This is a genomic window from Shouchella miscanthi, from assembly GCF_007725405.1.
Taxonomy (GTDB): domain Bacteria; phylum Bacillota; class Bacilli; order Bacillales; family Bacillaceae_D; genus Shouchella; species Shouchella hunanensis.
Genome location: NZ_CP042163.1, coordinates 218,921 through 245,903, shown reverse-complemented (window position 1 = coordinate 245,903; position 26,983 = coordinate 218,921). Strand labels below are relative to the sequence as shown.

Genomic DNA, 26,983 nt, shown 5'->3' with positions numbered 1-26,983 from the left:
TAGAAAACAATAGTTAGTCGTAAGCATCAATGCCTTATGATAGACCACTGTATGCAAAAAAAAGTAAGAACGAAGGAGTGTTAAAATGAAGACAGATGGCCTAGAATACGCTATGAAAATGACGAATGAATTAGCCTATTCAGTTGATAAAAAACATTGGGATGTATCCTTACTAGAAGAATTAGGTAGCTTGCGAAAATTATTTATCCATATGATTAGAGTACGTAACGTCTATTGTGAAGGATTAAAGTCTGGCAACATTTCATTTCCGGGTAGTCTTCCATCCACAAAACTTAATGTACAATTAGAACTAAAAAACAGTTGTGCAGCCCTACTAGAGAATTTCAAAACGTGCTACTACAAACACATAACATTTAATGGAAGTGAAATAACTCTGGATGAGGTCTATAGTACAGCTGTACAACATGAGGGAATACATCAAGGACAATTTTCAATCGCACTTAAGGCAAACGGAATTAAGTTGCCAGAAACATGGGTAACCGACTGGCATCTTTAAGTTTTTCTGTTTGCTCATTATTCCCCAATACCAAATGATCTATTGATTCAAAACCCCTTCACTTTCGGGCTATCGATGAGAACTAGATGAACTAACCCAAATGAAAAAACATACCCGATAAAAAGAGGTATGCTTCTCATTCAACTAAAGAGATCCGTTCTTATCACCTTTCTGATTACCAGGCATGTTACTGAGGATCAGTTCATGAATAACCTTTTCTATAAACCGTTCCTCCTCCTTGTTAAACGCACTCGGGAATAAATAAGGATTAGACTTAAATAAAGAACCTTCCCCCTTCTTAAGTTCGTCTCTTGCCCCTTTGTCTAAAAGTGGTTTGACTTCTGGTTTTAAAGTTGATACTAAGGCTTCGGTATGTGCTAGAACGTCAGGATCATTAGGTGCTTTACCTGCATGAATAAATTGTTTCATTTTACTAGACCAAACTGTCATTTCTTTACTCAACTCAAGCTCTACTGTATGAGAGTGGAGCCTATTATACACAGAGTCAGACTCATGTTCACTTAACCAGCGATGTCGTATTTCTTGATTTTTCAAGGCATGAATAAGGACAAGCAATAATTCTTGATCGACAGAATCTGACCCGGAAACAGTTTCTTGAACTTGAGTAATCGTTTGTATAACCGTGTCAATCTGCTTTTGTTTTTCTAGCAGCATTTCTTTCTGCTCGGCTATTGTCTGTGCTAAATCTTGTTCTGGGCTTTCCACATACGCCAAAATTTCTCCTAGTGATAAATCTAAAAACTTTAATACCAGTATTTTCTGCAGCTGGATAATGGAACGGTTGTTATAAACGCGATGCCCATATTCCGTCAATTCAGCAGGTTTCAATATCCCTGTTTGATCATAGTGCCGCAGCGTTCGCTCAGTCATTCCCGTCAGTTTTGCAAATTCTCCAATCGAGTATTTTCTTTCCATTATCACTACCTTCACTCCCTTTCTATTTAGACTCTAACACCTGACGTTACGTCAATAGCAAGTATTTATTTAAGACCATTTTAGCTGGAAAAAACCGTTTATTTTCATTCAATTAATGCTACTCTAAACATACGATCCTGAGGGAGGTTTCTATTGTATGAAATCAAAAACTATTTTCGCTCTAGAAAACCTAACGTATAGCGCATTCATCATTGGTATAGCTTGTATGTGTTTCACTTTTGTAACGCCTACAAGAATCGTCATGATTGGCACGTACGGTGACTACATTGTCTTTGCCCTTACTGCCATTGGTGTTACGCTTTCACTCATTTCCCTTATTAAGTCTGATAAAAAACTCATACCAATCGTTTCCCTCATTCTTTCTCTCTCCTTTCCCATTTTCATTGTACTTTGGATCATTTTTTTGTTCACTGGAACGATTGATTTTGCACCTTAAAGCTTGAATCAACAAAACAATGATTGACTATTCCCTTAACGTTATTGTTTATAATCACAGTATGGAGGATGGCAACATGATAAAAATAGGACAATTAGCTAAAAAAATGGGTGTCAGTAAGAAAACACTCTATCATTACGAAGATGTTGGCATCTTAGAGCCTTCTTTAATAAAAGATAATGGGTATAGGTATTATGATGAACAAGCCATTTCGCAATTACAAAGAATTTTGTTATTAAAATCAATTGGGTATACGTTAGAGCAAATAAAGAAACTTTTCGACTCTGACAGTCAGATTGCAGAGAATCAAACATGGATTCATTCTTTATCAGAGCAAGTTACATTGATTGAAGCCGAAAAAGAGAGATTAAGTCGATTACAATACTATTTAAATGCAACGATACACGTTATTAAATTAAAAGGACATCTGGAACCACAAGAAATGCTTGACGTTATAGAAGATTTAAATAGAAGAACTTTGGTTAATGGGGTTATACCAGCTCGCTTTGATGAAGCATTAGCTATTACAGAAGAACAAAAGGGGATCCTTGATAGACTACCTGTTATCGGTAGTGACGATCCTAGACTGGAGGACCTACTATCTAGTTTCAACGATGTTCGAACCATTTTGCACAAAGACCCGAGATCGAATGATGTCCAACAAATAGCTCATACGCTTTATACCAAAACACTTGAGTTGTTTGAAGGCGATGAAGAACTAATGAATTTTTATTGGGAACTCATAACCCCTTCAAGCGATAATGAACTTGTACTTGGTATGAATACAGAAGTAACCGCTTATATGGATAAAATGTTTCACCACTATGAAAAGACACGGTCCGAAAATAAAGAACGAAAGGAGACATAATGAATGAAGTCTAAGCTTCTTTCCTTTTTACTAATAAGTGTAAGTATGACTCTTGCTTCATGTAAAGTAGTTGAGCAGGAAGAGGATAGTAGCCAACCGATTGAAAATGAGGGATTAATCATAGAAGTGATCATTGAAAGTGACGCTTCGTATGCCTCTGAATTGGAGGTAGACATTACTAGTCGAAATGACCCTCAAACCGTTACCGAAACAGCCATCGAGATTCCCTATTCAAAAACGTTTGTCATCTCCACTGACACAGCATTTCCGATAAGTTCAACCACCGTTAAAGCTACCGCTGGAGAAGATGGCGATTGGATATCCTGTAAAGTTTTATACGATGGAAAAGAAGTGGCTACTCACCATAGCGAAGGAACATCAGCAACAGCTGCTTGCGAGAACAAGTTCATTGATAATATATTGTCCTATCAGTAAAAAAGACTTCGCTCCTTCGAAGGCTCTTCTAAATTTATCGTGGAACATTGAACAGGAATCACCTTATTATTTATCAGGGGTTTAAAGCACGTTCCACTCATTAGTATATGTGCTTTTAGTAATGAGTAAAAAATACATCGTTCCTAAGTTTTGGAGGGAAATTCAATTGAACGAAAACGAAGAGTTACTAACAGGCGGAAATGTCTCAAATGTATATCGTTTAGGAGATACGGTTCGAAGAGGATTAAAGCCCGATAGTGTTAAAATCCATACGTTACTTCAGCATTTGGAAAAAGAAGGGTTTGAGTATGCACCGAAATTTCTAGGTATTGATGAAAAAGATAGAGAGATTTTATCATTTATTGAAGGAACAACCGGGAATTATCCTCCCAAAAAGTACATGTGGTCTAATGATGCTTTAAAAGCGATAGCGAAAATGCTTAGTCGCTATCATCATGCCGTGACTAATTTTCCAATCGAAGAAAGTTGGCAACCAATTGATAACACCCCTCAGCCATTTGAAGTCATATGTCACAATGATTTTGCTATCTATAACATTATTTTCAACCACGGAAAGCCCATAGGTATTATTGATTTTGATATGGCTGCTCCTGGTCCAAGACTTTGGGATATAGCCTATACTCTGTACACTTGCGTTCCTTTAAGTAGACTTTACCCTACTGAAACAGGTGAGGTAGTTTACTATGACCCCTTAAAAGATGCCGACCGTATAAAAAAACGGGTTGCACTATTTTTTCAATCCTATGGTATTGAGGGTATAGGAAAAGGAATCTTAGAAATGGTGTTGCTCCGATTAGAAGGATTATGCAAAACCTTAAAAAGAAAAGCCGCTGAAGGTGATACAGCATTTCAGCAAATGATCGATGAAGGACACCTTGAACATTATCAAAAGGACATTACATTTATTCGTGAACATGGGAAAGAGTGGATGTAAAAAAATGTCTTGCTCAAATAACTGGAGCTTTACCGAAATAAGGTGAGCTCTTTATGCAGAAACCACTTAAAATCAAACTAATTAGATGTTACAGTTTGAAAATCAATGAATGTTGCACCAAATTTTTCTCGCTCAATTCACCCATTCATCACTCCACTAATCATGGTTTAATTCCAAATTATTCTATATAATTAAAACTAACTCTGACTCTCCATTTAGGGAAAAAGTGAAAATTGAGCAATACCGCAAGGGTGATAAAGTAATGAAGAAAACATATCTTATTAGTTCCGCTTTAGCACTTCTCGTCATGCTAGGAGGGGTATTTTTGGTTAGAGGAATAGGTCAACCAAATGATATCGCTTTGAGTGACCGCTTTACAAGTAGCTTCTTACAAGAAGATATCAAAACAGATGACGGATTCCACTTCTTTGAATCACAAAACAGGCACTATTCTATGTGGTACCCAGAGGGTTTTTATCTTCAAGATGAGCCACCATCATATATCAGTAAAGATCATTATGAATTGCTGAATCTCTATGAGGACGGCACCGATTCGAACGGAATTGAACGCCACATACAAATGAGATATTCTGGGGAACTAAATCCTCAATTAATAGATACTGATTTAAATTTGCTTCTTGATGAATTTGCTTTCAACGGCGAATATACTGAAATAAATTACGACTCAAATAAAATTTATTACGGTTCATCTCATAAAAAAATGGATGGTACAAAAGTTATTACATCTTCCCCATCTGAACATGAAGCAAACCAACATTTTGCGTTAGTCGTAAATAAAGATGATACAAAATCAGTGACCATCTCTTACCGATTAAATTGTATTGGTCAAACGACGTGTGAAATTGATACTGCGATAGAAAAATCGTTCTTTGATACATTTATTACTCAAATTCAATTCCAAGAGAGATGAGCAAATCTAATAGAACATTATTTTCGCAAAGAAGATAACAAAAACAAAGGGATAAAGCAATGAAGAAAACATATCTTATTAGTTCCACTTTAGCACTCCTCGTCATTTTAGGAGGGACATTTTTGGTTAGAGGTATAGGTCAACCAGATGATATCGCTTTAAGTGACCGGTTTACAAGTAGCTTCTTACAAGAAGATCTTAAAACAGATGAAGGATTCCATTTCTTTGAATCACAAAACGGGCACTATTCTATGTGGTACCCAGAGGGTTTTTATCTTCAAGATGAGCCACCATCATATATCAGTAAAGATCATTATGAATTGCTGAATCTCTATGAGGACGGCACCGATTCGAACGGGATTGAACGACATATTCAAATTAGATATGAGAGTGGAATAAGTGCCGATTTAGTAGAAACTAATTTAAACCTGCTTTTAAAGGATACCGCCTACAACGATGAATATATTGAATTAGATCATCAAGGCAATAAGATTTTCCATGGTTCATCTTATCAAATAATAGATGAGAAAAATGTTCATACTTTACCTTCCCAAGATCATGACGCTAATAGGTATTTCGCTTTAGTTGTGAATCAGAATAAAACAAAACATATATCCGTCTACTATCGCTTAAACTGTCTTGAACAAGCGACTTGTAAAATTGATACAAAAAAAGAAGAAAGTTTTTTTGAAACATTTATTAATCACATTGAATTCCGTTAGAAGGTGAAAAAGATGGAGTTTACACCAGAAAATAATGAATCCATAGAAAAAAGAAAAGCAGCCGAACGGCGACTTTTCTTCTTACCCATTATTCAAATGACCGATTAATTTCTCCTGTTGGTTCGTAAATACGAAAGCTACCTTTATTTCCACCTTCACTTAAAAAAATATGAAGCTTCCCATTATCTATATAGGCATTTTCTTCTGGATGTTGTGCCATAGACCGTTCAAATCTTCCTATCTCAGTTCTTAGAACGATGTCTCCACTTTCTTCTTCTATGACCACTAGATGAGAGAGCTCACCGTACTCTCCATCCGGTTTAACTATCACATATAAAAAACCATTGTCATAAAGCAATTGTTGTTTTATATACCCTTCACTCCCAATGCGCCAACGTTCTTGATCTAAACTTTTTTCTAATGCAACAATGTCTCCATTCGTATAATCCGTATTGCTGCTGTAGAATATGGTTTCTTCTGCTACAACCGGTTCTTCACGCGCAAAAAAACGTCCATCTAACTCAACTGAATCTTTCTTGTTTTGAGTCGTTAGATCATAGAGCTCTAGCTTAAATGTATCGGCAAAGTTTTCGCTAAAGACATACAGTGTATCGTCCACTACAAACGGTTGTTCTCCGCCCCCTGAAGAATAAGAATTTGGCTCGTTAATTCGCCATTCTTCCTCACCAGTGTCTTTATTTAGTGCGACAACATCTGAATCAAACGTCTCAAACATCAACAAGTTATCAACTTCTAAGAGATTGGAATGGGTACTAAATTCAATCTCCCATAACTGCTCGGTAGTCTCAAGATCGTAAACCTTTAACATCTGTTCAAAGTTAATAGCCAACAAAGAATCAAAGATAAAAATATCAGTAGGGATGGCTGCCCCATCTTCTTCGGTTCGGTATTCATATGTACGTTGTGTTTCTCCAGTCCATATATCTACTGCTGCAATCTGTCCTTCCAAATTATTCGTATAAAGCAAATTATTACGGTATTTGAGGTAGCCATTAGTGTGAAAATAGGTATCCTGCCAAACGGTATCACCCTCATTTATGTCATAAAGGTAAGCGCCTTTACCGAATTCACTTGTTAGCAATTCATTATCTCCATAGTAAACGACATTATCAATGCCTCCTTCTTGAGAAATAGTCTTTGCATAATTATCATCAATATCGTCAAAATCAATTAGCTCAGCATCATCAAAATGCACAAGAACTTCTGAAGATGTAGGCTGGCTTAAAGACTCTTCATCTTCATCTTCGTCTTCTCCATCTTCTTCATCATCCGAATCAAAATCTCTTCTTTCTGGTAAGCCTTCGCTACTTCCTACTTGTTCCTCTGTCAGTTCTTCTGAATCATTTGAATCAGAAGAAGCGTTTTCATCATTGCTACAAGCAATTAGAAGCGTTGAGGTCATTGATGCAACTATTACTACTTTCAGTGCTTTTTGCAAGATAAATTCCTCCTTGATGTTATAGAATTTTTAAAATTATGTTTTAACGATCAATGGTTCTTTACCCTATTTCAAAAATTTTTATGTATCACTTTTTGGTCGTACTGCGAAAATATCACTAATGTAATGAAATAAGAATGTACTACCTTAGGAATTAACTAATGTTTCGATAGGAAATGGATATGATAGATTTCTTTAAGTATCATTTCAGCCTCAAGCTGCTGCATGCCTATCGATTTGTCTTTAGCAATAGATTTTAAAATGTGTGCGAATTCTTTTTTACGATAGTTCATGTCAAATGCGAGAATACTCGTCCATGTAAGCACATTGGGATCAGTATGAGTCATTAAACTATCAATCATCTGTTTAGCCATTAATGGATCACTTTGTATTTTTTTCATCATGTTTCTTAAACGATCAGCTGCTTTATTGCTTTTTGTAAAATCACCTCTTTCCTGTGAATCGCTATACGTTCTAGCCAGCGATATATAATCTAGTAATGCTTTTTCATTCTTCATTGTCATAACCCCCTTTCTTTCATATAATATGAGTTTTACATTAATCTTCTACTTAATATGAATATGAACAGCCCATTTTCAAGCATAGTTCGCTTCGTAATTTATCCAATTCGCTCCTAGCGACAGAATTCCACTAGATTTTCATTCAATTAAGAAAAAATATGTTACTATGAAACCATTCAACATTCCGAATTGAGGTGATTTAAAATCGATACTATAAGCATTATAGCTTTCGCCATAGCTACAGGTGCTGTTGCAATGTCTGCTTTTACTATGTCTAGCATTGCAAAGCGAGATCAAAACATTGAAAATCTACAAAAAAGAGTAGCTGAACTCGAGAAAAAATAAAGCTTTTTTTTAAGGCTTTTTTCTTTTGGTCTCAGTCGTAGATTTTATCATACCTTTGTGCAGGAGGTGACTTAAAAATGTCAACAAAACGAAAAGCACTTATAATTTTTGCAGTAGGCTTATCCATTGGTATCTTAGGTTATCAGTTATTTATGAACGTGCTTTTACCGAAGATGATGTAGCTATGCAGGCGCTGTAAGTAGTCATTTGCTTATTTAATTTGGAACCTTTGCTCATTTTTAACGTAAATATTGTTAAAAGTGAGGTGGTATGAATGTCTGATTTCAAATGTACCGAATGCGGTAGTACGAAAGAAAAAACAGGAAAACTCTCTGGTTACGCCAGAATCACCCGGTTTCTAGCTAGTTCCAATCTCATCGCCACATTCTGTGGTAATTGCGGACATGTAGATGCATTTAAAGTAGAGAAGCCAAGAAGGTTTTAGATCCTTTTTGCCATTAAAACATGCGGTGCTATCAATGCCTCTTATATTTACTCAATAATTATAAAAACTAATTCTACTCCATTTTCCACTCATTAATTATGGTCTAATTCCAAATTTTCCTATATAATTGAAGACTAACACTAATTCTCTTTCTAAGTTGGAGAGAGATAAAAGCTTTGAACGAATTAAAGCCGAAACCGATAACAACTTTTGTTTATTTGTATCACGAAAGTGACTTTTGTATAGTGATTTCTAACACTTTATTTAATCTTGCAACAACGATAACTAATACAAGGGTGAATAAAGCAATGAAGAAAGCAATTATTATTTGCGCTTTAGCAATCTTCGTCATTTTAGGAGGAATATTTTTGGCTAGAGGTATGAGGCAACAAGGCGATATAGCATTAAAAGACAATTTCACAAGCAGCTTCATCCAAGAGGACATCGATACAGGTGAAGGCTTTCATTTTTTTAGGTCTGGAAACGGACAGTATACATTATGGTTTCCAAAAAACTTTTATCTAGAAAAAGAACCTCCCCTTTACATTAGTAAGGACCACCATGAGTTGATGAATTTTTTTGAATCCAGCTATACTGATAGTGGATTGGAAAGATCCTTCCAAATAAGGTATTAAGGCATGAGTGATCAAGAATCATCTGATATCACACTAAAAAGATTATTAGATGATTTTGCTTTTGAAAGAAACTATGAAGAATTGACTACTGAGAGTACAAATATATTTTTCGGTCCTTCCAATATTACAATGGATGGAAAAGAAGCTGTTATCTCTAACCCAGATGAAAGTCATGCTAATCGATACTTTGCCCTTGTACAAAATAAAGAGGGCACACAGTTCTTGTCCGTTATATTTCGCATTAACTGTATAGATGAATCTAGAGGAAGTTGCGAAATAAATGATTCAGAAGAGAGAAGTTTTTTTGAAACATTTATTAAAAATATATCTTTTTCCTAGTAGGTGACAAAATGAAGTTTGATACAACTATTCGTGACAAAATGAAGTTTGATACAACTATTCGTGACAAAATGAAGTTTGATACAACTATTCGTAACAAACTGACTGAACTTCAATATGATGAAACATTCTCCTCGGAATCAGTTGCATAGGATTTGAATGCTTGTACTGCACTAGAAACATTCTCAGCACAATCTTTAGATAAATAGCTGGCGTCCTATCATGGATAGATTATTTGAAAACACAAGCTGAGTCGATGAAAAAATAGAATTGCCGAGTATAGAAGCAATAAAAAAATGTGTAATATGCGGCTTAGGTATATCCTTTCTTCCACACTCCACGGTAAAAAATGAAATCGAAAGAAAAGAATTAAAGGAAATAAGCACGACTATACCAGAAAAAAATGTATCTATTTATACTGCTTTTCATAAAGATAAATATGTATCCGCTAATTTAGCCGTATTTAATGAAATAAAATCACAGGTATAAACACGGAGCACTTTGCTGTCGGGTTTTTTCACTATAAATCATTCAAAAATTTAATATATTCCATCGTATTACGTTCAAATCCATTTTCCCCCGGTTATATACCTTCCTCTTCTGTTCCGTCCAGATTTTTTCTTATCCATAAAATGCATAGATCGAACGACAATCTACCTGACAATAGTAAAAGGTGGTTTTTAACGGAATTAATATTTGCTCTAGTATATAACACTCCGCTGTACTCGTTCGCTCGGATACTTGCTTACACAGTTAGTGCCACGGTTCGACCTTTTAATTTTTCTCCACCATTGGAGCCATAATCAAACACTTTATCCTTCTATTTCTTGGATAACAAATGACTGCGAAACCATTGAATCGAAAATTGCAAAACTAGATTTTCGTATGTTTCAATCAACTACTTTTCTTTCTGTGCATCGATTTTTTCTGTTGAATAATGCTGATATAATTCATGCACCGTAAATTTCTCAGGATAATAGTGTTCAGTCTAAATCAAAATTGTTAACATCAAACCACTTATTTAAAGTTATAATCTTAATAGTTTGCAGTAGCAATAATTTCAATTGGCTTATACCTCAATTCTAAAGTTTTTATAAAGAAATGAAAATCACATTGAAAAAAATAGAAAATTTCTTATACTTAACTTAGTAGAGGAAAATACTGTATTAACAATAAAGGAGATATGTTTTGTTAAAAGAACTTTCGATACCCATAATTACTATTATTGCAAGCTTAGGTATTGTTTCAACTAGCTATGCAAGCGAGGATAACAAAGAAATAATTATTGTTGACAAAAACAATCAAGAGATTAATGTTTCAATAGAACCGGAAATAGTCAATGATGTTGATGATGATTTGTTACAAATGATTGTTGATCAAAGTGCTGATCTAGACGAGACTTCTGAAGATATAACTATTCATGATGTAGATCTTGGTGTTCAAGATGAGTTAGATGAAGACGTTATTAGTACTTTCTCAACTAGGGTGACTAAAAAATTCTCTGCACGAGTAAATGGACCAGCAAAATTCCTAACATCGGTAGCAAAAGGGCAGACTAAATCATTAGGAACTACTATAAAAATTGAAAATAATAAAACATATTCTGCTACTGGTGGCGTTAGTTTACCTAATGGTGTTTCCGCTGAAGTCTCAAGAAGTTTAACAAATAGTAAAACTAAAACATATTCATCAACGGTTAAATTCTCAGGTCCCCCGAATAGTAGTTCAAAGAAATCTAGACAATTTTATAACACACCTTTCAGTGATTCTGGGACTTGGACTGCTTATTATAAACCTTTAATTGGTAAAGAAAAAACATATAAAGGGAAATACAATCAACCAAGCTCACAAGATCCTTTTGTCGAGTGGTCAAGGGATATCTAAATAGAACAATGAATCTATTTAAATTAACTATAACTGGGCTTTATGTTGGCTTTTGCATTGGACTCTTCGTAACACCACTAATATCCTATGATTATTCAATAGCCGTTTCTTCCCCACTAGAAGCGACGGTTTATCTATTAAGATGGACATTCGGTACATCATTAGTATTCTTAGGAGGCGGGGCAATAATTAAGTTTATAAAAAAATAATTAAGTATGACCTCTACTAAAGCCATTTTATGTGGCTTTTTTTATTTAACTATTATACTCAATCTCTTTATGCTCTAAAAAAGTACTTTAGTAACAACTTCAAATCCTTAAATTTAAATCAAAGCTTTTTATTATAGTCTTAATTCTATAAAGAATTTATCACATTACCCCACAGTTTATGGATACTACGAAGTCGATAATTGTAGTAGACATTCAATTTTAGGATTAAAGAATCAATTGCATAGTCATCCTTTATATCGCGAAACATTTTTTAGTGTAGATATCTATGACGCAGTACGGATGATAAGATTACATCCTTAGAACAATTTAAAGAACGGTTATATAAAAAGAAGAAAATAGAAATTTAATACAAGGGTTAGTTGAAAACGGCTCTTTTTTTCTTCAGAAGGCTTTCACTTCTTCAACGCAACTTTCTCATTTGTTCAAGTACTATATCATGTCCATATAATCGCGAAAAAAAATCATAGATTTGTCTATCAGCATCAATAATCACTTTCTGCCTCTCACTTTGGGTAAATTCTGAAGTATTTTTTTGTAATAGTGTCAACCGCTATACAACTTAGCGGTCACATCCCCTTAGATTTAAATTTAAATTTATCTAAATAAAATTTCAATAAGTCTTCGTCTGTAGACTCCTCTATTATTCACGCATTACCGTGTCTTACCATTTCTGTATCAAGGGTTTTACACGGGCTTCACTTTTCCATGAAGCCCATGAGTATAGGAGTGTTAGTAGCTCTCTCCCCTGTTCGATCTCATTAATTCCATCTGCTTGTTATTAATTTGTTAGCAATTTGGTTTGCAGATTAGTTAGCACAGTATGGTAGTAGAAACTAGATTCAAAAATAAGAGTGTTTCAAAAGATCCTCAGTTAATCCACCTCATTTCACCTTCACATTTGTTTAACTAACGGGGCGGGATAGTTTAATAGTTCAAGCCTTTTTATAATGCGTTTGCCTGGTTTTTAAGAAGTAGAAAGATTAGAATTGAAAATCCCCGCCCTTCATCAGTAGAATTTCAGAACCGCCTTCTTTAATACCAATTACTCTCATATCATCGGTACCAAATGTCACATTGACCAACAAAAGTGAAATATTCAGACCTGCTTCCTTTAACTCTTCTTCCGATAGGTTGTTGCCATTTTCAAGGTTAGAAGGGGAAGCGTTTCCGATTCCAATATGGCATGTCGTATTTTCATCAAACAAAGTGTTATAAAAAAGAGTTTCTGTCTTAGAGAGAGGAGAGTCGTTAGAGACCAAGGCAACCTCACCTAGATAATATGAACCTTCATCTGTTTCGATGAGACTTTGTAACGCTTTTTGTCCAGTGGCAGCATAGTAGTCAGTAATCCGTCCATCTTTAAATGTTAGGTAAAAATCATCAATGACACTTCCCTCATAGATAAGTGGTTTAGTTGCTGCTAACGTGCCCTTCACTTTATTTTTATGGGGAGCGGAAAATATTTCTTCCGTGGGAATGTTCGGGAAGAACTTTACTCCCTTTTTATCTAAAACACCCCCGCCTATATAGAGATGTTTTTCAGGCATACCAATTAACAAATCTGTTCCTCGGCTATTCGTAAAATGCAGTGATTCAAACTGGCTATCATTTAAAAATTTCTTCCGAGCTTCGAAGGCTTTGTCATGGATTTCCCAATCTTTTATAGGATTTTCTCCATCTGCTCGAGCACCTTTTAATATTAATTGCCATAATGATTTCATAGCTTCCTCTTTACTTAAGTAGGGAAATACTTGAGATGCCCAGTTAAAACATGGGACAGCTAGAATACACCAACGTACCTCGTGGGATCTAATCTTTGCGTGATGATTTTTCAACTTGGTGCGAGATGTCTTTTGGAAACGATCCATTCGTTTTGGAGAGACCCCCTTAAAGACATTTAAATTTTCAGAAATAATACGGATATAAGCAGCACCCGCATTGTCCCATTCCTTAAAGCGGGCAGACTGCCAATCGGGAAAGTAGTCAATGGCATCATCTGCTGCATGTAAATAGAATTCTTTGGTAGACTGTTCATCTGTCCAATCAATAATTACATTTGAAGCACCCGCACCATATGCTGCTTTTTGTATTAAACGTGCAAACGTAACATTTACTATGTCACTATGAATAATTACTAATTGATTTTTTTGCACATTTACACCCGTTCTTACAGCAAGCTCTGCATACTTTTTCAACTGTTCTTCACAAACAAGCTCATATTTCCTTTTCATCATTGCACACTCAGCTCCTAGCTCGTATATATAATGATTATTTAGTCATATTCTCATTATACCAACTAAAATGAAGTCAAGAATAAACAGATAGAATAGGTGATCTAAGAGCAGAGCCTTTCTCAAATTCTGGACTCTTAATAGTAGAATTATTATCAAATTTTAATAAAAATTTATTTTAGAGGATCATTACTTTCAAACTCAATTATTCCTCCCTGCATTTTGGGCACGTCTTATTCTTCACTAACTTGATTTTGAATTAAAGCTATTTTTTATTTATTATGTCGCAAATAGTAACATGGTTTAATTCCCTTAGCTCAAAAATTATTTAAGGAGGCGACGCTATTGCATTTGCTTTAACTGCAACTATAGTCGCAGATTGTATACACCTTTTGATTGAGGTGGTTAAAGAAAAGCTCAATTATAATATTCTTACATATACAACTCTAGAGAAAACAAAAAAACTACATTCAATAGAAAAGAGATGAGAAAATGAGTCATAGTACAACTAACTATATCTGTAAAACTTGTGGCGTTCAGTATGATGAATCTATAAATGAACCCAGTAAATGTTCTATCTGTGAGGAAGAAAGACAATACGTCAATGCAAAAGGACAAGATTGGACAACATTATCTAGGTTAATAAGCAGTGGTATTTATAAAAATGTGCTTAAAGATGAAGAAAATAACGTACTAAGTATAAAAACAGTGCCTAATTTTGGTATCGGTCAGACTGCTTATTTAGTAAAAGATAATCATTTCAATCTACTATGGGATTGCATTACATTTTTAGATAAGGACACAATTCAAACTATAAAAAAGGAAGGAGGAATAGCAGCAATAGCTTTATCCCATCCGCACTATTATTCAAGTCAAGTCGAATGGGCAGAAACCTTTGATTGTCCTATTTATATTCATGAGGATGACAGAGAGTGGGTTACTAGGTCGAGTGAGAAGATACGTTATTGGTCTGGTGAAACATTACAGTTAACAAACAATTTAGTTCTTCAAAGGATAGGTGGCCACTTTAAAGGTGGTACTATATTAGAGTGGAAAAAGGGTGCAGACGGAAAGGGTTTGTTATTAACTGGTGATATTATAAGGATTGTTGCTGATCAAAATTGGGTAAGCCTTATGTACAGTTATCCAAATTTAATACCTCTCCCCATTAAAACTGTTAAAAGAATACATAAAAGAATAAATGAACTACAATATGAACGTTTATATGATGCATTCAACCGAGTAATAAAAAGTGACGCTAAGAATCAAGTGAATTTATCAATAACTAGATATTTATCAGCTTTAGAAGGAACTTGGTTTAATACATAACATATAGTAGGTTCATAATTCGAATTTACACGTTGGATAATGTTAGTGTGAAGCTACATGTGGGAGTAATAATTAAACAAATGCACTAAAGGGGTTTTACCGAAATAAGGTAAACCCCTTTTTATACAGAAATAGAATGTGTTTATTGCTGAAAACCACACTTTAACACAGTAAAGGTTTGCAATTTCTTTTTGATTAAAGAAAAAGACTTTCCTTTTTAAGAAAAAGCCTACTGTGACAGCACTTACAAGCCTGTTAAAAATAGAAAATGCCGAGCCCCACCAACCTAATATTCACCATTTCTGTATCAGGGGTTTTGAGCGGGCTTCACTTTTCCATGAAGCCTGTGAATATAGGATTGTTGGTGCCTTCCTCCCCCATTAGATCTAATTAATTCCACCTGTTTGTAATTAGTTTCTTAGCAATTTGGTTTGCTTTTTAGTTAGAACAGCATGTAACAGAAAACATACTTGGAGCAAAATTACTAAGCCTAAAAGTTTACTCATACATTTTTGGTCATATCGTCTAGTTAATCACTCTACAATATTTACTCGGTACTTTTTCTGTTTGCCAAACATTGTTATCAGATAAATAAAATATAAATCCATCTAGATACATTTGCTCTGTAGCGACCTCTAGAATTATTGCATTGCCACGTCTTTCACCAACAGCTATTGCTGTGAGTCGATCATCCGTGAGGTGAACATATTGTCTCTCCATTTTCGATATTCCTGCTTCTAATATTTTTTTTGCAGAACTAACAGAGGTACCATGCAATAAACATTTTGGTGGTCTACATTCTTTCATAAGTATTTTTAGAGAGATAGAGTGACCTTGATTAGCTCTAACCATAGTCTTTGTCTCATTAAAGCTGTACCGGTTCTTTTCATCAGTGATGACAAGCTCTTCTAAAGTGACGAGATCAATATTTTTCCCATACTTAGTCATTTTTTCAATAAGAAGATTTACGTTTGCATAACCATTTTTATCTAACGTAATTCCGATTTCTTCAGGTTTGTGCCTTAAAATCAGACTGAGAAATTTACCCAAATCATTTGTCATAAGTCCTGCCTCTCTTCTCTATATTTGAAAAAATCATTTTGTCATACTATTATTTTACTCTTCTTACATGCCATGGGGTGAAGCCTCTTATAAATTTCTCTAGGTATCGCTCAGTTTATGGATATTACGAAGTTTGCCTTTTTTCATACTGCGAATTAGTTTCTAATCTTTTGTCAATTATCCCCTTATCTAATTAAGGATTAATGTGGCAAACTGAATAACTAGGGGCGATTTAATGGTTGTTCTCAGCCGTTACAAGCAGCCCGAGTATTTCAGTACATATAGTGACGCTGAAGCAGTGGCAGTAAAATTAAATAGCATGTTTATACTCTTAGACGTTTTAATAAGGGTTTTATTGATAAGATACTGACATATAGAGAACCTAAATCTTTTGTAAATGTAATAATAGTAGACCTAAAAAACACTCAAGTGATTGTTACAGAATCTTGGAATTTCAAAAGGAAATTCATTATTAAACATCAGGCTAACATTGAGCCAATATCTGCGCAGGCTAACCCTCGAAAGTTTGAGATAAGTCAAGATGGTGAGATATACAGTTTTGTTAAAAATGACAATAGCAATAGAATATTATACAAAAGCAACCAAAAGGTGCTAGAATCAATTACTAAAAGAAAAGGTTCCACACTAAATAATTACATAAAAATCTATAATGAAGAGATTAACATAAAGCTAGCTTGGGCTTGTTTACATACTTTATTATTGCTTATTAACAAACCTAATCCCCCTTCACTAATGGGGGAAATTACATTTTTATACTCAATATAACTACCACACTTTAAAGTGGTAAAGGTTTGCAATTTCTTATTGAAATAATTAAATGACTTTGTGACAGCAGAAAAAGTCTAATGTGACAGCACTTACACAGGTGTAATAAAATACCAAGGCTTCACTTTTCCATGAAGCCCATGAGTATGGGATTGTTAATGTTCCTCTCTCCTGTTTGATCTCATTAATTCCATCATTTCATTATTAATTTGGTAGCAATTTGGTTTGCAGACCAGTTAATACGGTATGATCGTAGAAACTTTATCTATCTATTTTAGTGAAGCAATTAAACTAATGGGCAAGTTACCTCAAGAGCACAACGCACAGTTTGATCATACTGCGCTATAACTTCATTTCACTGGCTTCCTCAAATGACCTAATTCGTCAGCTTCGTTTTGCAGAAGTAATTTCAAGTGCACTGAATTTCTAAGGTGTTGTTCAATACTTTCGGAACTCTTGTGAACATACCTTAACTTGTTTTGAAGATCATTTTGTTTTACAAGATCATCCATTTTAATCACTCCCCTACTGTTTATGAAGAATACAAATTTTATATATGTTCGTTTTAAGTACACCCAAAACAAACTGAAATGTATAAAACCTTAAACAAAAACCAGGAATAAAAAAATATTACCTCAGTCACTACAATTAAACTTAAACAATTACCCCAGCCACTACTATTAAATTTGAAAATCATATACGTTGATAAATATAAAAGGTAAGAAAGAGGTCGTTTTATGTTATCAACTAATGATCGAGTCAAGACAGCTTGGATATTAATTAGTATTTCGTCCGTTTTAACTACTAGTATTGTATTTTGGTTTGTTGGAGATCCACAACGGTTTATAGAAACTCGAATAGGTTTTAGAGACGGCATTTTTGATAATCTATATGTATGGTTGTTTGCCTTGTTAATTGTAATTGGGTATGTCGGTTATACAATAATTGCTTTACCTTTTGTAAAAGAACATTTATTTGAAATATCTTGGCTTAAATTAATTGGAATATGGGCAGCAATAGTGACTGGTATTGTTGAAGAAGTTCTGTTTAGACAATTCTTAATGGACTTTCTACAAGGATTAAATATTTCAGATATTTTGCAGATTTTAATCTCAGGTGTAGTTTTTGGCTTGGCTCACGGAGCTTGGGGACTGCTGCGCGGTGAGGTGAAAATAGTAATTCCTGTTGTTATCTCGACAACTGTTTTGGGATGTCTATTAGCTAGTCTTTATATAATGACTGATAGAAGTACCTTTGCCCCTATAATTGCACATGTTTTAATAAACTTAAAAATTGAACCATGGTTAATGCTCTCTGCTGTATCAGGAAAATGGAAGAATGTTAATTAAATGAATACAATACATAAACTGCACGAATTGAGCGAAAAGAAATTCATGTTTGGGATGAAAAACAGCTTTTACAATTTCTCAATTCTAGTAAACACGATTCTCTTTATATTGCTTTTCATTTAGCAGCTATGACAGGCATGTGCCGTAGTGAGGTGCTTGGTCTTCGTTGGAAGGACGTGGACATTAAAAACAGTTTATTACGCACTGTTGTCACCCACACACCATACGGGGCTTCAGATGGTAAAACTAAAGCTAGTTTTACTCGTACGATTGATTTAGACGAAGTAACTATTACTGAATTAGAAAAGCGGAAAGAACGAGTAGAATATGAGATAGAACGAGCTGGAAGGACATATAAGGATAATGATTCAGTTGTTTGTACTAGCTTAGGTACACATGTAATTCCTCGCAACCTTAACCGAAAGTGGTATCAATTGAAATAAGATGCAAACGTGCCCTCAATTCGCTGACATACGCATGCTACTCTGATGCTCTTACAAGGGATTCCGGTTAAATAATCTATACAAATTAAGATAAATTCTTAAGCATGGTTTTCCATGCTTTTTTTCATTTGAAAATAACAAAATATACCCATAAACCTTCCAAAACTATCAAAAAACCAGATACATAATTATGATTTATTTGATAAAATATAGAAAACGACAATCTAAAGAGTAGGTGAAATTTCTAATGATAAGGGATTGGTTGAGGGTAAAAGTTAGAGGAAAGCACATATACAAATTTAATATCATTGATGCTACAGAGACTGATATTAGAACAGATCTAACAATCCCTACATGGCTTGCCGAAGAAATCTTACTAGCATATAAAGATCCGGGTCATTTAAAGAGAAGATATTTTAATAGGAAAAAGGAAGAATTAAATCAGTATTTAACTACACATATTTCTCCTCCATTGGAAAAAACTTTAGAAAAAAATGTTCGCAGAGGAGATTTTGGTGAAATTATAACAAGTTTAATACTTCGAGATATTAATTCACTAGAAACAACTTTAATTAAGTTAAGATACAAACTTAATAGAAAAAAATCTTCTTTTGGTATAGACGTGTTTGGAGTACAGCTTGATAAAAACGGTCAAGTATGCGGACTTTGCATATGCGAGACAAAGACGAAGATAACTTACGATAAAGCAATTGGTATAAAAGCACATGATTCGCTCTTTTCAGACGATCAATCTGCCATCATAACAATATCTGATTTTATGTCAAATCTTTATTACACATCAGGAAATTATGATCTTTCTGATCAGTTTGATAAAATTGTACTTCAGAAAGCCAATTTCCCGACCAATCACCATATCTTCTTAGTCCATGAAAAAGATAAATTTAATGAAGAAATATTGGATGAGCTAGATAAGTTTAAAGATTTACAAAAAGGTATACATGTAAATGTACTATTAATTGAGAACCTTGATGCTCTAATGCATGAATCACATTCTCTGATACCTACTGTTGGGGAGAGATTAGTATATGGAATTACATGATTATTTAATTAAGAAAGAATATGATATAACGAAATTGATAAATTCATCGAATTTCAAAAATCAGTATGGGCAATTTTTTGCTAGAAAAATGAGAGCAGATTTTCAACCTACCTATGAAGAATCTAATATATGGGGTTATGCTCTTTTTTTAAGCTCAACTTCAGCAAAAGTACTTATTAACAAACAAAGTGAAGTTTGTAATCAAGGACTAAAAATCGCTGCAGAGTTATTTGAAACTTTTTCAATAGTTTCGGATGAATATGACAGAGAATATGCAAGAATTTTATCTGCTCTTTGTTATGATTTGTCTGGTTATCAAGCAAATGCTGCTTGTATTCTTAGGTCAATAAATTATACTCTTGAAGAAAAATCTTCAAATGACACTAGTATAAATGAACTGTTAAAAAATTTAGTGTTACTTTTAAAAAGACAGTTACAAGCAATTCCAATAACCCCGTTAATGGATAAAAATGTAGTACATTCAGAAATAGATAATTTAAACATAAGTTGGAAAAATGCAGTAAGTAAATTTAAAGATTATCAACTGTCAGGTAATTTTGTTGATTATGAGCAAGATATATCAGAAGCAGTTAAATCCGCTATTAGTCTAAAGGATGCCACACTAACTACAATTCTTCTACTTCTAAAATTAAAAATAGAAGTTTCTAATAAACGTAGTATCTGGTCTGTATTATCAGATGAAATTTATGAATCTCCTGATACATGGAAGCCATATTTAAATTTACTGGCTTTAAACCCTTATCAAGATAATAAAATAGTACCTCCTAATAAGAGACTATCGCAAGTTGAATTATGGAAGTCTCAAATAACTGCAGTAAGAAGTGGCATTTTGAAGAACAACAATGGCTTTATCATACAGATGCCTACAAGTGCAGGTAAAACACTCATTGCTGAATTAACAATCTTACAACAGATCGGCAAGAATAAAAAGTGTTTATATATCGCTCCTTTCCGCTCTTTAGTCAATGAAATAGAGAATACCTTAAACAAGCATCTATCAAAACTAGGCTATTCGGTTTCAAGTTTAACTGGAAGCTATGAAATCGATGAACTAGACCAATTTTGGATGAAAGAAGCAGATGTTCTGGTAGCTACACCTGAAAAAGTTGATTTTCTAATTAGGGTTCAACCAGATTTATTTAGCGATATATCTCTTTTTGTAATTGACGAAGGTCATGTTCTTGGAAATTTAGATAGTCGATCTGCTCAATTTGAATTGTTGTTAACAAGATTAAAAAGATGGTTTACTCCAAAAGGCTGTCGCTTCATTTTTATATCTGCGGTAATGCCTGATTCTGATAGTAGCGATTTTGCGAAATGGTTGTTAACAGATGAAAATGCAAAGATACAATCACCAAGAGAGTATGATGGTAACATGTGGCAACCAACTCGAAGACTTTTAGGATATTTTTCTTGGGATCAACAAATTAATTTCCAAAATCATGTAGAAAATTCAGGACAAGACATATACATACCAAATTTTATTTCCCCATTAAAATGGAACACTAAAAAAGGTAAAACGAAGTCATTCCCACAAAAGTTAACTCAAAAGGCAGAAACAACCGCTTTATTGGCTTATAGATATTTACGTGAAGGATCTGTTCTTATATATTGTGCCACTGTCGGAAGAAATCGTGGTGCAGGAGTCTATAGTGTTTTAAAAGCGTTTCAAAGGTTAATTGACACATTAGATAATGAATATGCATCAGAGTTTCAACTTCCAATAATAAATGATAGTGAAGCACTAGAAGCCTCTATTAGATGGTATGGGGAAGATAATCTTATTACAAAATGCATTAGAAGAGGTATAGCACCACATTTTGGAGATTTAGCAGATGAGGTTCGGAGAGCGGTAGAGAATGACTACACCAAAAAAATAATAAAAATTTTAGTTGCTACTCATACTCTTGGGCAAGGTGTTAATTTACCTATAAAAACTCTGCTTGTATATTCACTTGATATTAATGCAAATCCAAAAAACCGTCTAACTGTTAAAGTACGTGATTTCTGGAATATAGTTGGACGAGCTGGAAGGGCTGGAAGGGAAACAGAAGGACAAATTGTATTTGTCATAAATAACTATAGAGATAAATTACTTTATGATAAATATAAAGATATTTCTGAGTTAGAACGAGTTCAAAGTATTTTTACAGTTGCTATGCAACTGTTTCAAGAGGGTAGAATTACTCAAGAAGTATTAGAAGAAACTATATCAGATTTTGCTGAACCTTCTTTAATGAACTTTTTAGTAGAAGAAGTAATTGATACTCCTGATCAGAAATTAATTGAATCACTTATTGGTGATACTTTATTCAAAATACAATCATTAAATGAAAATACTAACCACATTAATAATTTGTTGCTTAATAATGCAGAACGTTTTTGGGAAATTGACAGTAGAGAAAAAAAGGTAGTTTTTTCGAGAACAGGTTTATCTTTAAGATCTTGTCTTTTAATAGAAGAGACGTTAAGAAATGATCCAAATTTTAATTTAGATTTACTAATTGATGGTAATGAAGAGGTTTTTTTGAACATTGCTCTTAAATGTCTTTACACTTGTAGTGAAATGCAACCAAAAAATGCTTTAAAGAATATACCAATAATAAAAAACACTGAACTTGAACCATTTATTAAAGCATGGATACATGGCGCAAGTATTATTGAATTAAAACCATTATGGACAAATGCGGTAGGGGATCAATTTGACGAATTAATGAATGTGTACATAGAAGATTGTCTTTCTTACAAATATCCTTGGGGTATCACATCTATCATATTCATTGCATCTTTTATTCTAAATGAAGATTGGCATAATTTTAGTAAAGAGATTATAAGTTTCCCATCGAAATTGAAACATGGATTATCTTCTTCACAATCTCTATGGCTCCGAGGAGCAGGAGTTTTGTCTAGAGAAGTTTGTACTAAATTATCTGAAAGGTCAGAGGGCGGATCCAACATCCGAGATTTCATTGCTTGGTTTGCAAACATTACTCAAGAAGAACTTCACTCTTTTGGTATACACTCAAAATACAGCTTACGTAACATATTTACAGTAGTATCTAAAATAAATTTAAAAAATGATAGACCAAAAGAAAAGAAATCCTTTCCAGTAAAGGGTATTCGTTACGAAACAAATCGAGTTGAACTTGCTAAGAAATTAAAAGTAGGTGACCAATTAATTCTTCAACGACAAATGGATAATGAATATGACCCATTTGCTATAAAGGTATTTAGTGACAATGAGCAGTTAGGATTTATCCCTAGAGAAATCGCAAAGTATTATGCTTATCAAATCGACATTTTAGAAGTTGAATTTTCTTGCATTGTTACTGATAAATATGGCATTAATATTCAAATAGATGTTCAGACAAAATAAGGTTTCTCTCTGCTTATAATTTAACACATCATCACACTAAAGGTTTGCAATTTGTTTGCAAACCTCTTTTTAAACAAAAAAATAAGCCTCTCCATCATCGGAGAAACCTTAATGTACCAGTACTTATACGAAAGCTTCCAAGCGGACTTGAACCGCTGACCCCCACCTTACCATGGTGGTGCTCTACCGGCTGAGCTATGGAAGCAAAAAAATGGCTCCACAGGCAGGATTCGAACCTGCGACCGATCGGTTAACAGCCGATAGCTCTACCACTGAGCTACTGTGGAACGCAAAAAAATATGTAAGCCTGGCAACGTCCTACTCTCACAGGGGGAAGCCCCCAACTACCATCGGCGCAAAAGAGCTTAACGACCGTGTTCGGCATGGGAACGGGTGTGACCTCTTTGCTATTGCCACCAGACTTATTTTGACGTCAGATCAACGGCGAATCTCTTCGTCCTATTTGTGTCTTTCTGTCAGTCACGTACGCAAGTACGCTCCTTCCTTCAAGCACTTCTAGTCCTCGATCTTCTTGTTGCTCTTTGTCAAAGGAATGAAATCCTTCTTGTTAAAAGAATCGGTGATTCTTTCAAAACTAAATCAAATCATCTACTCAAACTCAAGAAACTTAGGATAAGCCCTCGACCGATTAGTATCAGTCCGCTCCATGTGTCGCCACACTTCCACTTCTGACCTATCAACCTCATCATCTCTAAGGGGTCTTACTGGCTTACGCCATGGGAAATCTCATCTTGAGGGGGGCTTCATGCTTAGATGCTTTCAGCACTTATCCCGTCCATACGTAGCTACCCAGCGATGCTCCTGGCGGAACAACTGGTACACCAGCGGTATGTCCATCCCGGTCCTCTCGTACTAAGGACAGCTCCTCTCAAATTTCCTACGCCCGCGACGGATAGGGACCGAACTGTCTCACGACGTTCTGAACCCAGCTCGCGTGCCGCTTTAATGGGCGAACAGCCCAACCCTTGGGACCTACTTCAGCCCCAGGATGCGACGAGCCGACATCGAGGTGCCAAACCTCCCCGTCGATGTGGACTCTTGGGGGAGATAAGCCTGTTATCCCCAGGGTAGCTTTTATCCGTTGAGCGACGGCCCTTCCATACGGCACCGCCGGATCACTAAGCCCGACTTTCGTCCCTGCTCGACTTGTAGGTCTCGCAGTCAAGCTCCCTTATGCCTTTGCACTCTACGAATGATTTCCAACCATTCTGAGGGAACCTTTGGGCGCCTCCGTTACTGTTTAGGAGGCGACCGCCCCAGTCAAACTGCCCACCTGACAATGTCCCTGACCCGGATCACGGGTCGAGGTTAGAATGTCAGCACCATCAGGGTAGTATCCCACCGACGCCTCCACCGAAGCTAGCGCTCCGGCTTCCAAGGCTCCTACCTATCCTGTACAAATGGTACCAACACTCACTATCAAGCTACAGTAAAGCTCCATGGGGTCTTTCCGTCCTGTCGCGGGTAACCTGCATCTTCACAGGTACTATAATTTCACCGGGTCTCTCGTTGAGACAGTATCCAAGTCGTTGCACCATTCGTGCGGGTCGGAACTTACCCGACAAGGAATTTCGCTACCTTAGGACCGTTATAGTTACGGCCGCCGTTTACTGGGGCTTCAATTCAGAGCTTCTCCCTTACGGGATAACCCCTCCTCTTAACCTTCCAGCACCGGGCAGGTGTCAGCCCCTATACTTCGCCTTACGGCTTCGCAGAGACCTGTGTTTTTGCTAAACAGTCGCTTGGATCTATTCACTGCGGCTCTCTCGGGCTTTAACACCCTAATAGAGCACCCCTTCTCCCGAAGTTACGGGGTCATTTTGCCGAGTTCCTTAACGAGAGTTCTCCCGAGCGTCTTAGAATTCTCTTCTCGCCTACCTGTGTCGGTTTGCGGTACGGGCACCTGTATTCTAACTAGAGGCTTTTCTCGGCAGCGGAGGATCAGGGATTTCGGACCCTTGGGTCCTTCACGGTCACAGCTCAGCCTTCGCGGAACACGGATTTGCCTATGTTCCAGCCTTGCATGCTTCGACGCGCACAGCCAGCGGCGCGCTCACCCTACCTTTCTGCGTCCCCCCATCGTTCAAACAAATACGAGGTGGTACAGGAATATCAACCTGTTGTCCATCGCCTACGCCTTTCGGCCTCGGCTTAGGTCCCGACTAACCCTGAGCGGACGAGCCTTCCTCAGGAAACCTTGGGCTTTCGACGGAGGGGATTCTCACCCCTCTTTTCGCTACTCATACCGGCATTCTCACTTCCAAGCACTCCACTAGTCCTCACGATCTAGCTTCACAGTCCTTGGAACGCTCCCCTACCCAATCCCTACTGGGATTGCCATAGCTTCGGTGATACGTTTAGCCCCGGTACATTTTCGGCGCAGAGTCACTCGACCAGTGAGCTATTACGCACTCTTTCAATGATGGCTGCTTCTAAGCCAACATCCTGGTTGTCTAAGCAACTCCACATCCTTTTCCACTTAACGTATACTTGGGGACCTTAGCTGATGGTCTGGGCTGTTTCCCTCTTGACTACGGATCTTAGCACTCGCAGTCTGACTCCCGAGTTAAAGTTTTTGGCATTCGGAGTTTGACTGAATTCGGTAATCCTGTGGGGACCCCTCGTCCAATCAGTGCTCTACCTCCAAAACTCATCACTCGAGGCTAGCCCTAAAGCTATTTCGGGGAGAACCAGCTATTTCCGAGTTCGATTGGCATTTCACCCCTACCCACACCTCATCCCCGCATTTTTCAACATGCGTGGGTTCGGGCCTCCAGTCGGTGTTACCCGACCTTCACCCTGGACATGGGTAGATCACCCGGTTTCGGGTCTACGACAACGTACTTACTCGCCCTATTCAGACTCGCTTTCGCTACGGCTCCGCCTCATCAGCTTAACCTTGCACGTTATCGTAACTCGCCGGTTCATTCTACAAAAGGCACGCCATCACCCATTAACGGGCTCTGACTAGTTGTAGGCACACGGTTTCAGGATCTCTTTCACTCCCCTTCCGGGGTGCTTTTCACCTTTCCCTCACGGTACTGGTTCACTATCGGTCACTAGGGAGTATTTAGCCTTGGGAGATGGTCCTCCCGGATTCCGACGGGGTTTCACGTGTCCCGCCGTACTCAGGATCCACTCTGGAGGAAACGAAGTTTCAGCTACAGGGCTGTTACCTTCTTCGGCTTGTCTTTCCAGACAATTCACCTACTCCGTTTCTTTGTAACTCCGTATAGAGTGTCCTACAACCCCAAGAGGCAAGCCTCTTGGTTTGGGCTGATTCCGTTTCGCTCGCCGCTACTCAGGAAATCGCATTTGCTTTCTCTTCCTCCGGGTACTTAGATGTTTCAGTTCCCCGGGTCTGCCTCACCCTGCCCTATGTGTTCAGGCAGGAGTACCATCCCATTACGGATGGTGGGTTCCCCCATTCGGAAATCTCCGGATCAAAGCTTACTTACAGCTCCCCGAAGCATATCGCTGTTCGTCGCGTCCTTCATCGGCTCCTAGTGCCAAGGCATTCACCGTGCGCCCTTTCTAACTTATCCATTGTTGCTTCTACGAAGCAATTGGTTAACCTAAAAGGTTTATGAATTCTTGACGTCTCGTTCAAACAGTTGTAACACCGA

The 26,983-nt window shown here is 36.4% G+C and carries 19 protein-coding genes, 2 tRNA genes, 2 rRNA genes and 2 pseudogenes; 16 read left to right on the top strand and 9 right to left on the bottom strand.

Annotation, left to right across the window (positions count from 1 at the left end):
- Positions 1-85: 85 nt before the first annotated feature.
- Positions 86-517 (top strand): DinB family protein, encoded by a 432-nt coding sequence (locus tag FPV17_RS01250; protein ID WP_060704333.1) that lies wholly within the window; start codon positions 86-88, stop codon positions 515-517.
- 144 nt (positions 518-661) lie between these two features.
- Here FPV17_RS01250 and FPV17_RS01245 read toward each other — a convergent pair whose 3' ends face one another.
- Entirely contained in the window at positions 662-1,453 is a 792-nt protein-coding gene (locus tag FPV17_RS01245; RefSeq protein ID WP_246117181.1) for a MerR family transcriptional regulator, read from the bottom strand.
- 157 nt (positions 1,454-1,610) lie between these two features.
- Between FPV17_RS01245 and FPV17_RS01240 the strand changes: the two genes are divergently transcribed.
- The 6 genes from FPV17_RS01240 (at position 1,611) to FPV17_RS01215 (ending at position 5,821) form a co-directional block, all read left to right on the top strand.
- Positions 1,611-1,910, top strand: coding sequence for a hypothetical protein (locus FPV17_RS01240; protein ID WP_060704335.1), 300 nt, complete (start codon positions 1,611-1,613; stop codon positions 1,908-1,910).
- A gap of 76 nt (positions 1,911-1,986) precedes the next feature.
- Positions 1,987-2,778, top strand: coding sequence for a MerR family transcriptional regulator (locus FPV17_RS01235; RefSeq protein WP_186370694.1), 792 nt, complete (start codon positions 1,987-1,989; stop codon positions 2,776-2,778).
- Positions 2,779-2,781: 3 nt separating this feature from the next.
- Complete coding sequence (locus FPV17_RS01230) at positions 2,782-3,213, top strand: hypothetical protein (protein WP_060704337.1); 432 nt, start codon at positions 2,782-2,784, stop codon at positions 3,211-3,213.
- A 166-nt stretch (positions 3,214-3,379) separates the two neighbouring features.
- Positions 3,380-4,168, top strand: a complete 789-nt coding sequence (locus FPV17_RS01225; RefSeq protein WP_437183304.1) for an aminoglycoside phosphotransferase family protein — start codon at positions 3,380-3,382, stop codon at positions 4,166-4,168.
- A 325-nt stretch (positions 4,169-4,493) separates the two neighbouring features.
- Positions 4,494-5,099 carry a YvcA-related protein gene (locus FPV17_RS01220; protein WP_144557501.1) on the top strand — a complete coding sequence of 202 codons (606 nt, stop codon included), beginning with the start codon at positions 4,494-4,496 and terminating at the stop codon, positions 5,097-5,099.
- Between the two features lie 59 nt (positions 5,100-5,158).
- Positions 5,159-5,821 carry a YvcA-related protein gene (locus FPV17_RS01215; protein ID WP_186370693.1) on the top strand — a complete coding sequence of 221 codons (663 nt, stop codon included), beginning with the start codon at positions 5,159-5,161 and terminating at the stop codon, positions 5,819-5,821.
- A gap of 88 nt (positions 5,822-5,909) precedes the next feature.
- On the opposite strand, the gene FPV17_RS01210 is transcribed toward FPV17_RS01215, so the two are convergent.
- Positions 5,910-7,280 (bottom strand): PQQ-binding-like beta-propeller repeat protein, encoded by a 1,371-nt coding sequence (locus FPV17_RS01210; protein ID WP_144557497.1) that lies wholly within the window; start codon positions 7,278-7,280, stop codon positions 5,910-5,912.
- Positions 7,281-7,438: 158 nt separating this feature from the next.
- Entirely contained in the window at positions 7,439-7,798 is a 360-nt protein-coding gene (locus FPV17_RS01205; RefSeq protein ID WP_144557495.1) for a hypothetical protein, read from the bottom strand.
- A 1,101-nt stretch (positions 7,799-8,899) separates the two neighbouring features.
- On the opposite strand from FPV17_RS01205, the pseudogene FPV17_RS22620 reads away from it, so the two are divergent.
- From FPV17_RS22620 to FPV17_RS01185, 3 genes and pseudogenes are all read left to right on the top strand, one after another.
- Positions 8,900-9,565, top strand: a pseudogene (locus FPV17_RS22620) (YvcA-related protein).
- Positions 9,566-9,835: 270 nt separating this feature from the next.
- Positions 9,836-10,054, top strand: coding sequence for a LysR substrate-binding domain-containing protein (locus FPV17_RS01190; RefSeq protein ID WP_246117098.1), 219 nt, complete (start codon positions 9,836-9,838; stop codon positions 10,052-10,054).
- Between the two features lie 699 nt (positions 10,055-10,753).
- A complete protein-coding gene (locus FPV17_RS01185; protein WP_144557489.1) occupies positions 10,754-11,449 on the top strand; it encodes a hypothetical protein in 696 nt (231 codons plus the stop codon).
- Between the two features lie 1,210 nt (positions 11,450-12,659).
- On the opposite strand, the gene FPV17_RS01180 is transcribed toward FPV17_RS01185, so the two are convergent.
- Positions 12,660-13,913: an aminopeptidase gene (locus tag FPV17_RS01180; protein ID WP_144557487.1), complete on the bottom strand. Its 1,254-nt coding sequence runs from the start codon at positions 13,911-13,913 to the stop codon at positions 12,660-12,662.
- 489 nt (positions 13,914-14,402) lie between these two features.
- Between FPV17_RS01180 and FPV17_RS01175 the strand changes: the two genes are divergently transcribed.
- Positions 14,403-15,239, top strand: a complete 837-nt coding sequence (locus tag FPV17_RS01175; RefSeq protein ID WP_144557485.1) for an MBL fold metallo-hydrolase — start codon at positions 14,403-14,405, stop codon at positions 15,237-15,239.
- A gap of 525 nt (positions 15,240-15,764) precedes the next feature.
- Here the strand turns inward: FPV17_RS01175 and FPV17_RS01170 are convergent.
- The gene (locus tag FPV17_RS01170; protein ID WP_144557483.1) at positions 15,765-16,301 is read right to left on the bottom strand and encodes an RNA 2'-phosphotransferase; all 537 of its coding nucleotides are present in this window, start codon (positions 16,299-16,301) and stop codon (positions 15,765-15,767) included.
- Positions 16,302-16,634: 333 nt separating this feature from the next.
- Here FPV17_RS01170 and FPV17_RS22570 point away from each other — a divergent pair.
- From FPV17_RS22570 to FPV17_RS01150, 5 genes and pseudogenes are all read left to right on the top strand, one after another.
- Positions 16,635-17,087, top strand: a pseudogene (locus FPV17_RS22570) (tubby C-terminal domain-like protein); the annotation flags it as partial.
- A 737-nt stretch (positions 17,088-17,824) separates the two neighbouring features.
- Positions 17,825-18,436, top strand: a complete 612-nt coding sequence (locus tag FPV17_RS01165; RefSeq protein WP_035394507.1) for a CPBP family intramembrane glutamic endopeptidase — start codon at positions 17,825-17,827, stop codon at positions 18,434-18,436.
- A gap of 26 nt (positions 18,437-18,462) precedes the next feature.
- A complete protein-coding gene (locus tag FPV17_RS01160) occupies positions 18,463-18,879 on the top strand; it encodes a tyrosine-type recombinase/integrase (RefSeq protein ID WP_144557481.1) in 417 nt (138 codons plus the stop codon).
- Positions 18,880-19,126: 247 nt separating this feature from the next.
- Positions 19,127-19,939: a Hachiman antiphage defense system protein HamA gene (locus FPV17_RS01155; RefSeq protein ID WP_035398642.1), complete on the top strand. Its 813-nt coding sequence runs from the start codon at positions 19,127-19,129 to the stop codon at positions 19,937-19,939.
- Positions 19,926-23,336, top strand: coding sequence for a DEAD/DEAH box helicase (locus tag FPV17_RS01150; RefSeq protein ID WP_144557479.1), 3,411 nt, complete (start codon positions 19,926-19,928; stop codon positions 23,334-23,336). Before FPV17_RS01155 ends, FPV17_RS01150 begins: the two co-directional genes overlap by 14 nt.
- Before the next feature lie 132 nt (positions 23,337-23,468).
- On the opposite strand, the gene FPV17_RS01145 is transcribed toward FPV17_RS01150, so the two are convergent.
- The 4 genes from FPV17_RS01145 to FPV17_RS01130 form a co-directional block, all read right to left on the bottom strand.
- Positions 23,469-23,541, bottom strand: a tRNA-Thr gene (locus FPV17_RS01145).
- Between the two features lie 7 nt (positions 23,542-23,548).
- Positions 23,549-23,623: transfer RNA gene (locus FPV17_RS01140), tRNA-Asn, on the bottom strand.
- 18 nt (positions 23,624-23,641) lie between these two features.
- Positions 23,642-23,757: ribosomal RNA gene (gene rrf, locus FPV17_RS01135) — 5S ribosomal RNA — on the bottom strand.
- Positions 23,758-23,965: 208 nt separating this feature from the next.
- Positions 23,966-26,902: ribosomal RNA gene (locus FPV17_RS01130) — 23S ribosomal RNA — on the bottom strand.
- Positions 26,903-26,983 lie beyond the last annotated feature (81 nt).

Coding starts and splice junctions, on each gene's coding strand:
- FPV17_RS01230 (WP_060704337.1), top strand. CDS start 2,782: ATGAAGTCTAAGCTTCTTTCCTTTTTACTAATAAGTGTAAGTATGACT.
- FPV17_RS01175 (WP_144557485.1), top strand. CDS start 14,403: ATGAGTCATAGTACAACTAACTATATCTGTAAAACTTGTGGCGTTCAG.
- FPV17_RS01205 (WP_144557495.1), bottom strand. CDS start 7,798: ATGAAGAATGAAAAAGCATTACTAGATTATATATCGCTGGCTAGAACG.
- FPV17_RS01150 (WP_144557479.1), top strand. CDS start 19,926: ATGGAATTACATGATTATTTAATTAAGAAAGAATATGATATAACGAAA.
- FPV17_RS01250 (WP_060704333.1), top strand. CDS start 86: ATGAAGACAGATGGCCTAGAATACGCTATGAAAATGACGAATGAATTA.
- FPV17_RS01240 (WP_060704335.1), top strand. CDS start 1,611: ATGAAATCAAAAACTATTTTCGCTCTAGAAAACCTAACGTATAGCGCA.
- FPV17_RS01155 (WP_035398642.1), top strand. CDS start 19,127: ATGATAAGGGATTGGTTGAGGGTAAAAGTTAGAGGAAAGCACATATAC.
- FPV17_RS01235 (WP_186370694.1), top strand. CDS start 1,987: ATGATAAAAATAGGACAATTAGCTAAAAAAATGGGTGTCAGTAAGAAA.
- FPV17_RS01215 (WP_186370693.1), top strand. CDS start 5,159: ATGAAGAAAACATATCTTATTAGTTCCACTTTAGCACTCCTCGTCATT.
- FPV17_RS01180 (WP_144557487.1), bottom strand. CDS start 13,913: ATGATGAAAAGGAAATATGAGCTTGTTTGTGAAGAACAGTTGAAAAAG.
- FPV17_RS01245 (WP_246117181.1), bottom strand. CDS start 1,453: ATGGAAAGAAAATACTCGATTGGAGAATTTGCAAAACTGACGGGAATG.
- FPV17_RS01165 (WP_035394507.1), top strand. CDS start 17,825: ATGTTATCAACTAATGATCGAGTCAAGACAGCTTGGATATTAATTAGT.
- FPV17_RS01170 (WP_144557483.1), bottom strand. CDS start 16,301: ATGACAAATGATTTGGGTAAATTTCTCAGTCTGATTTTAAGGCACAAA.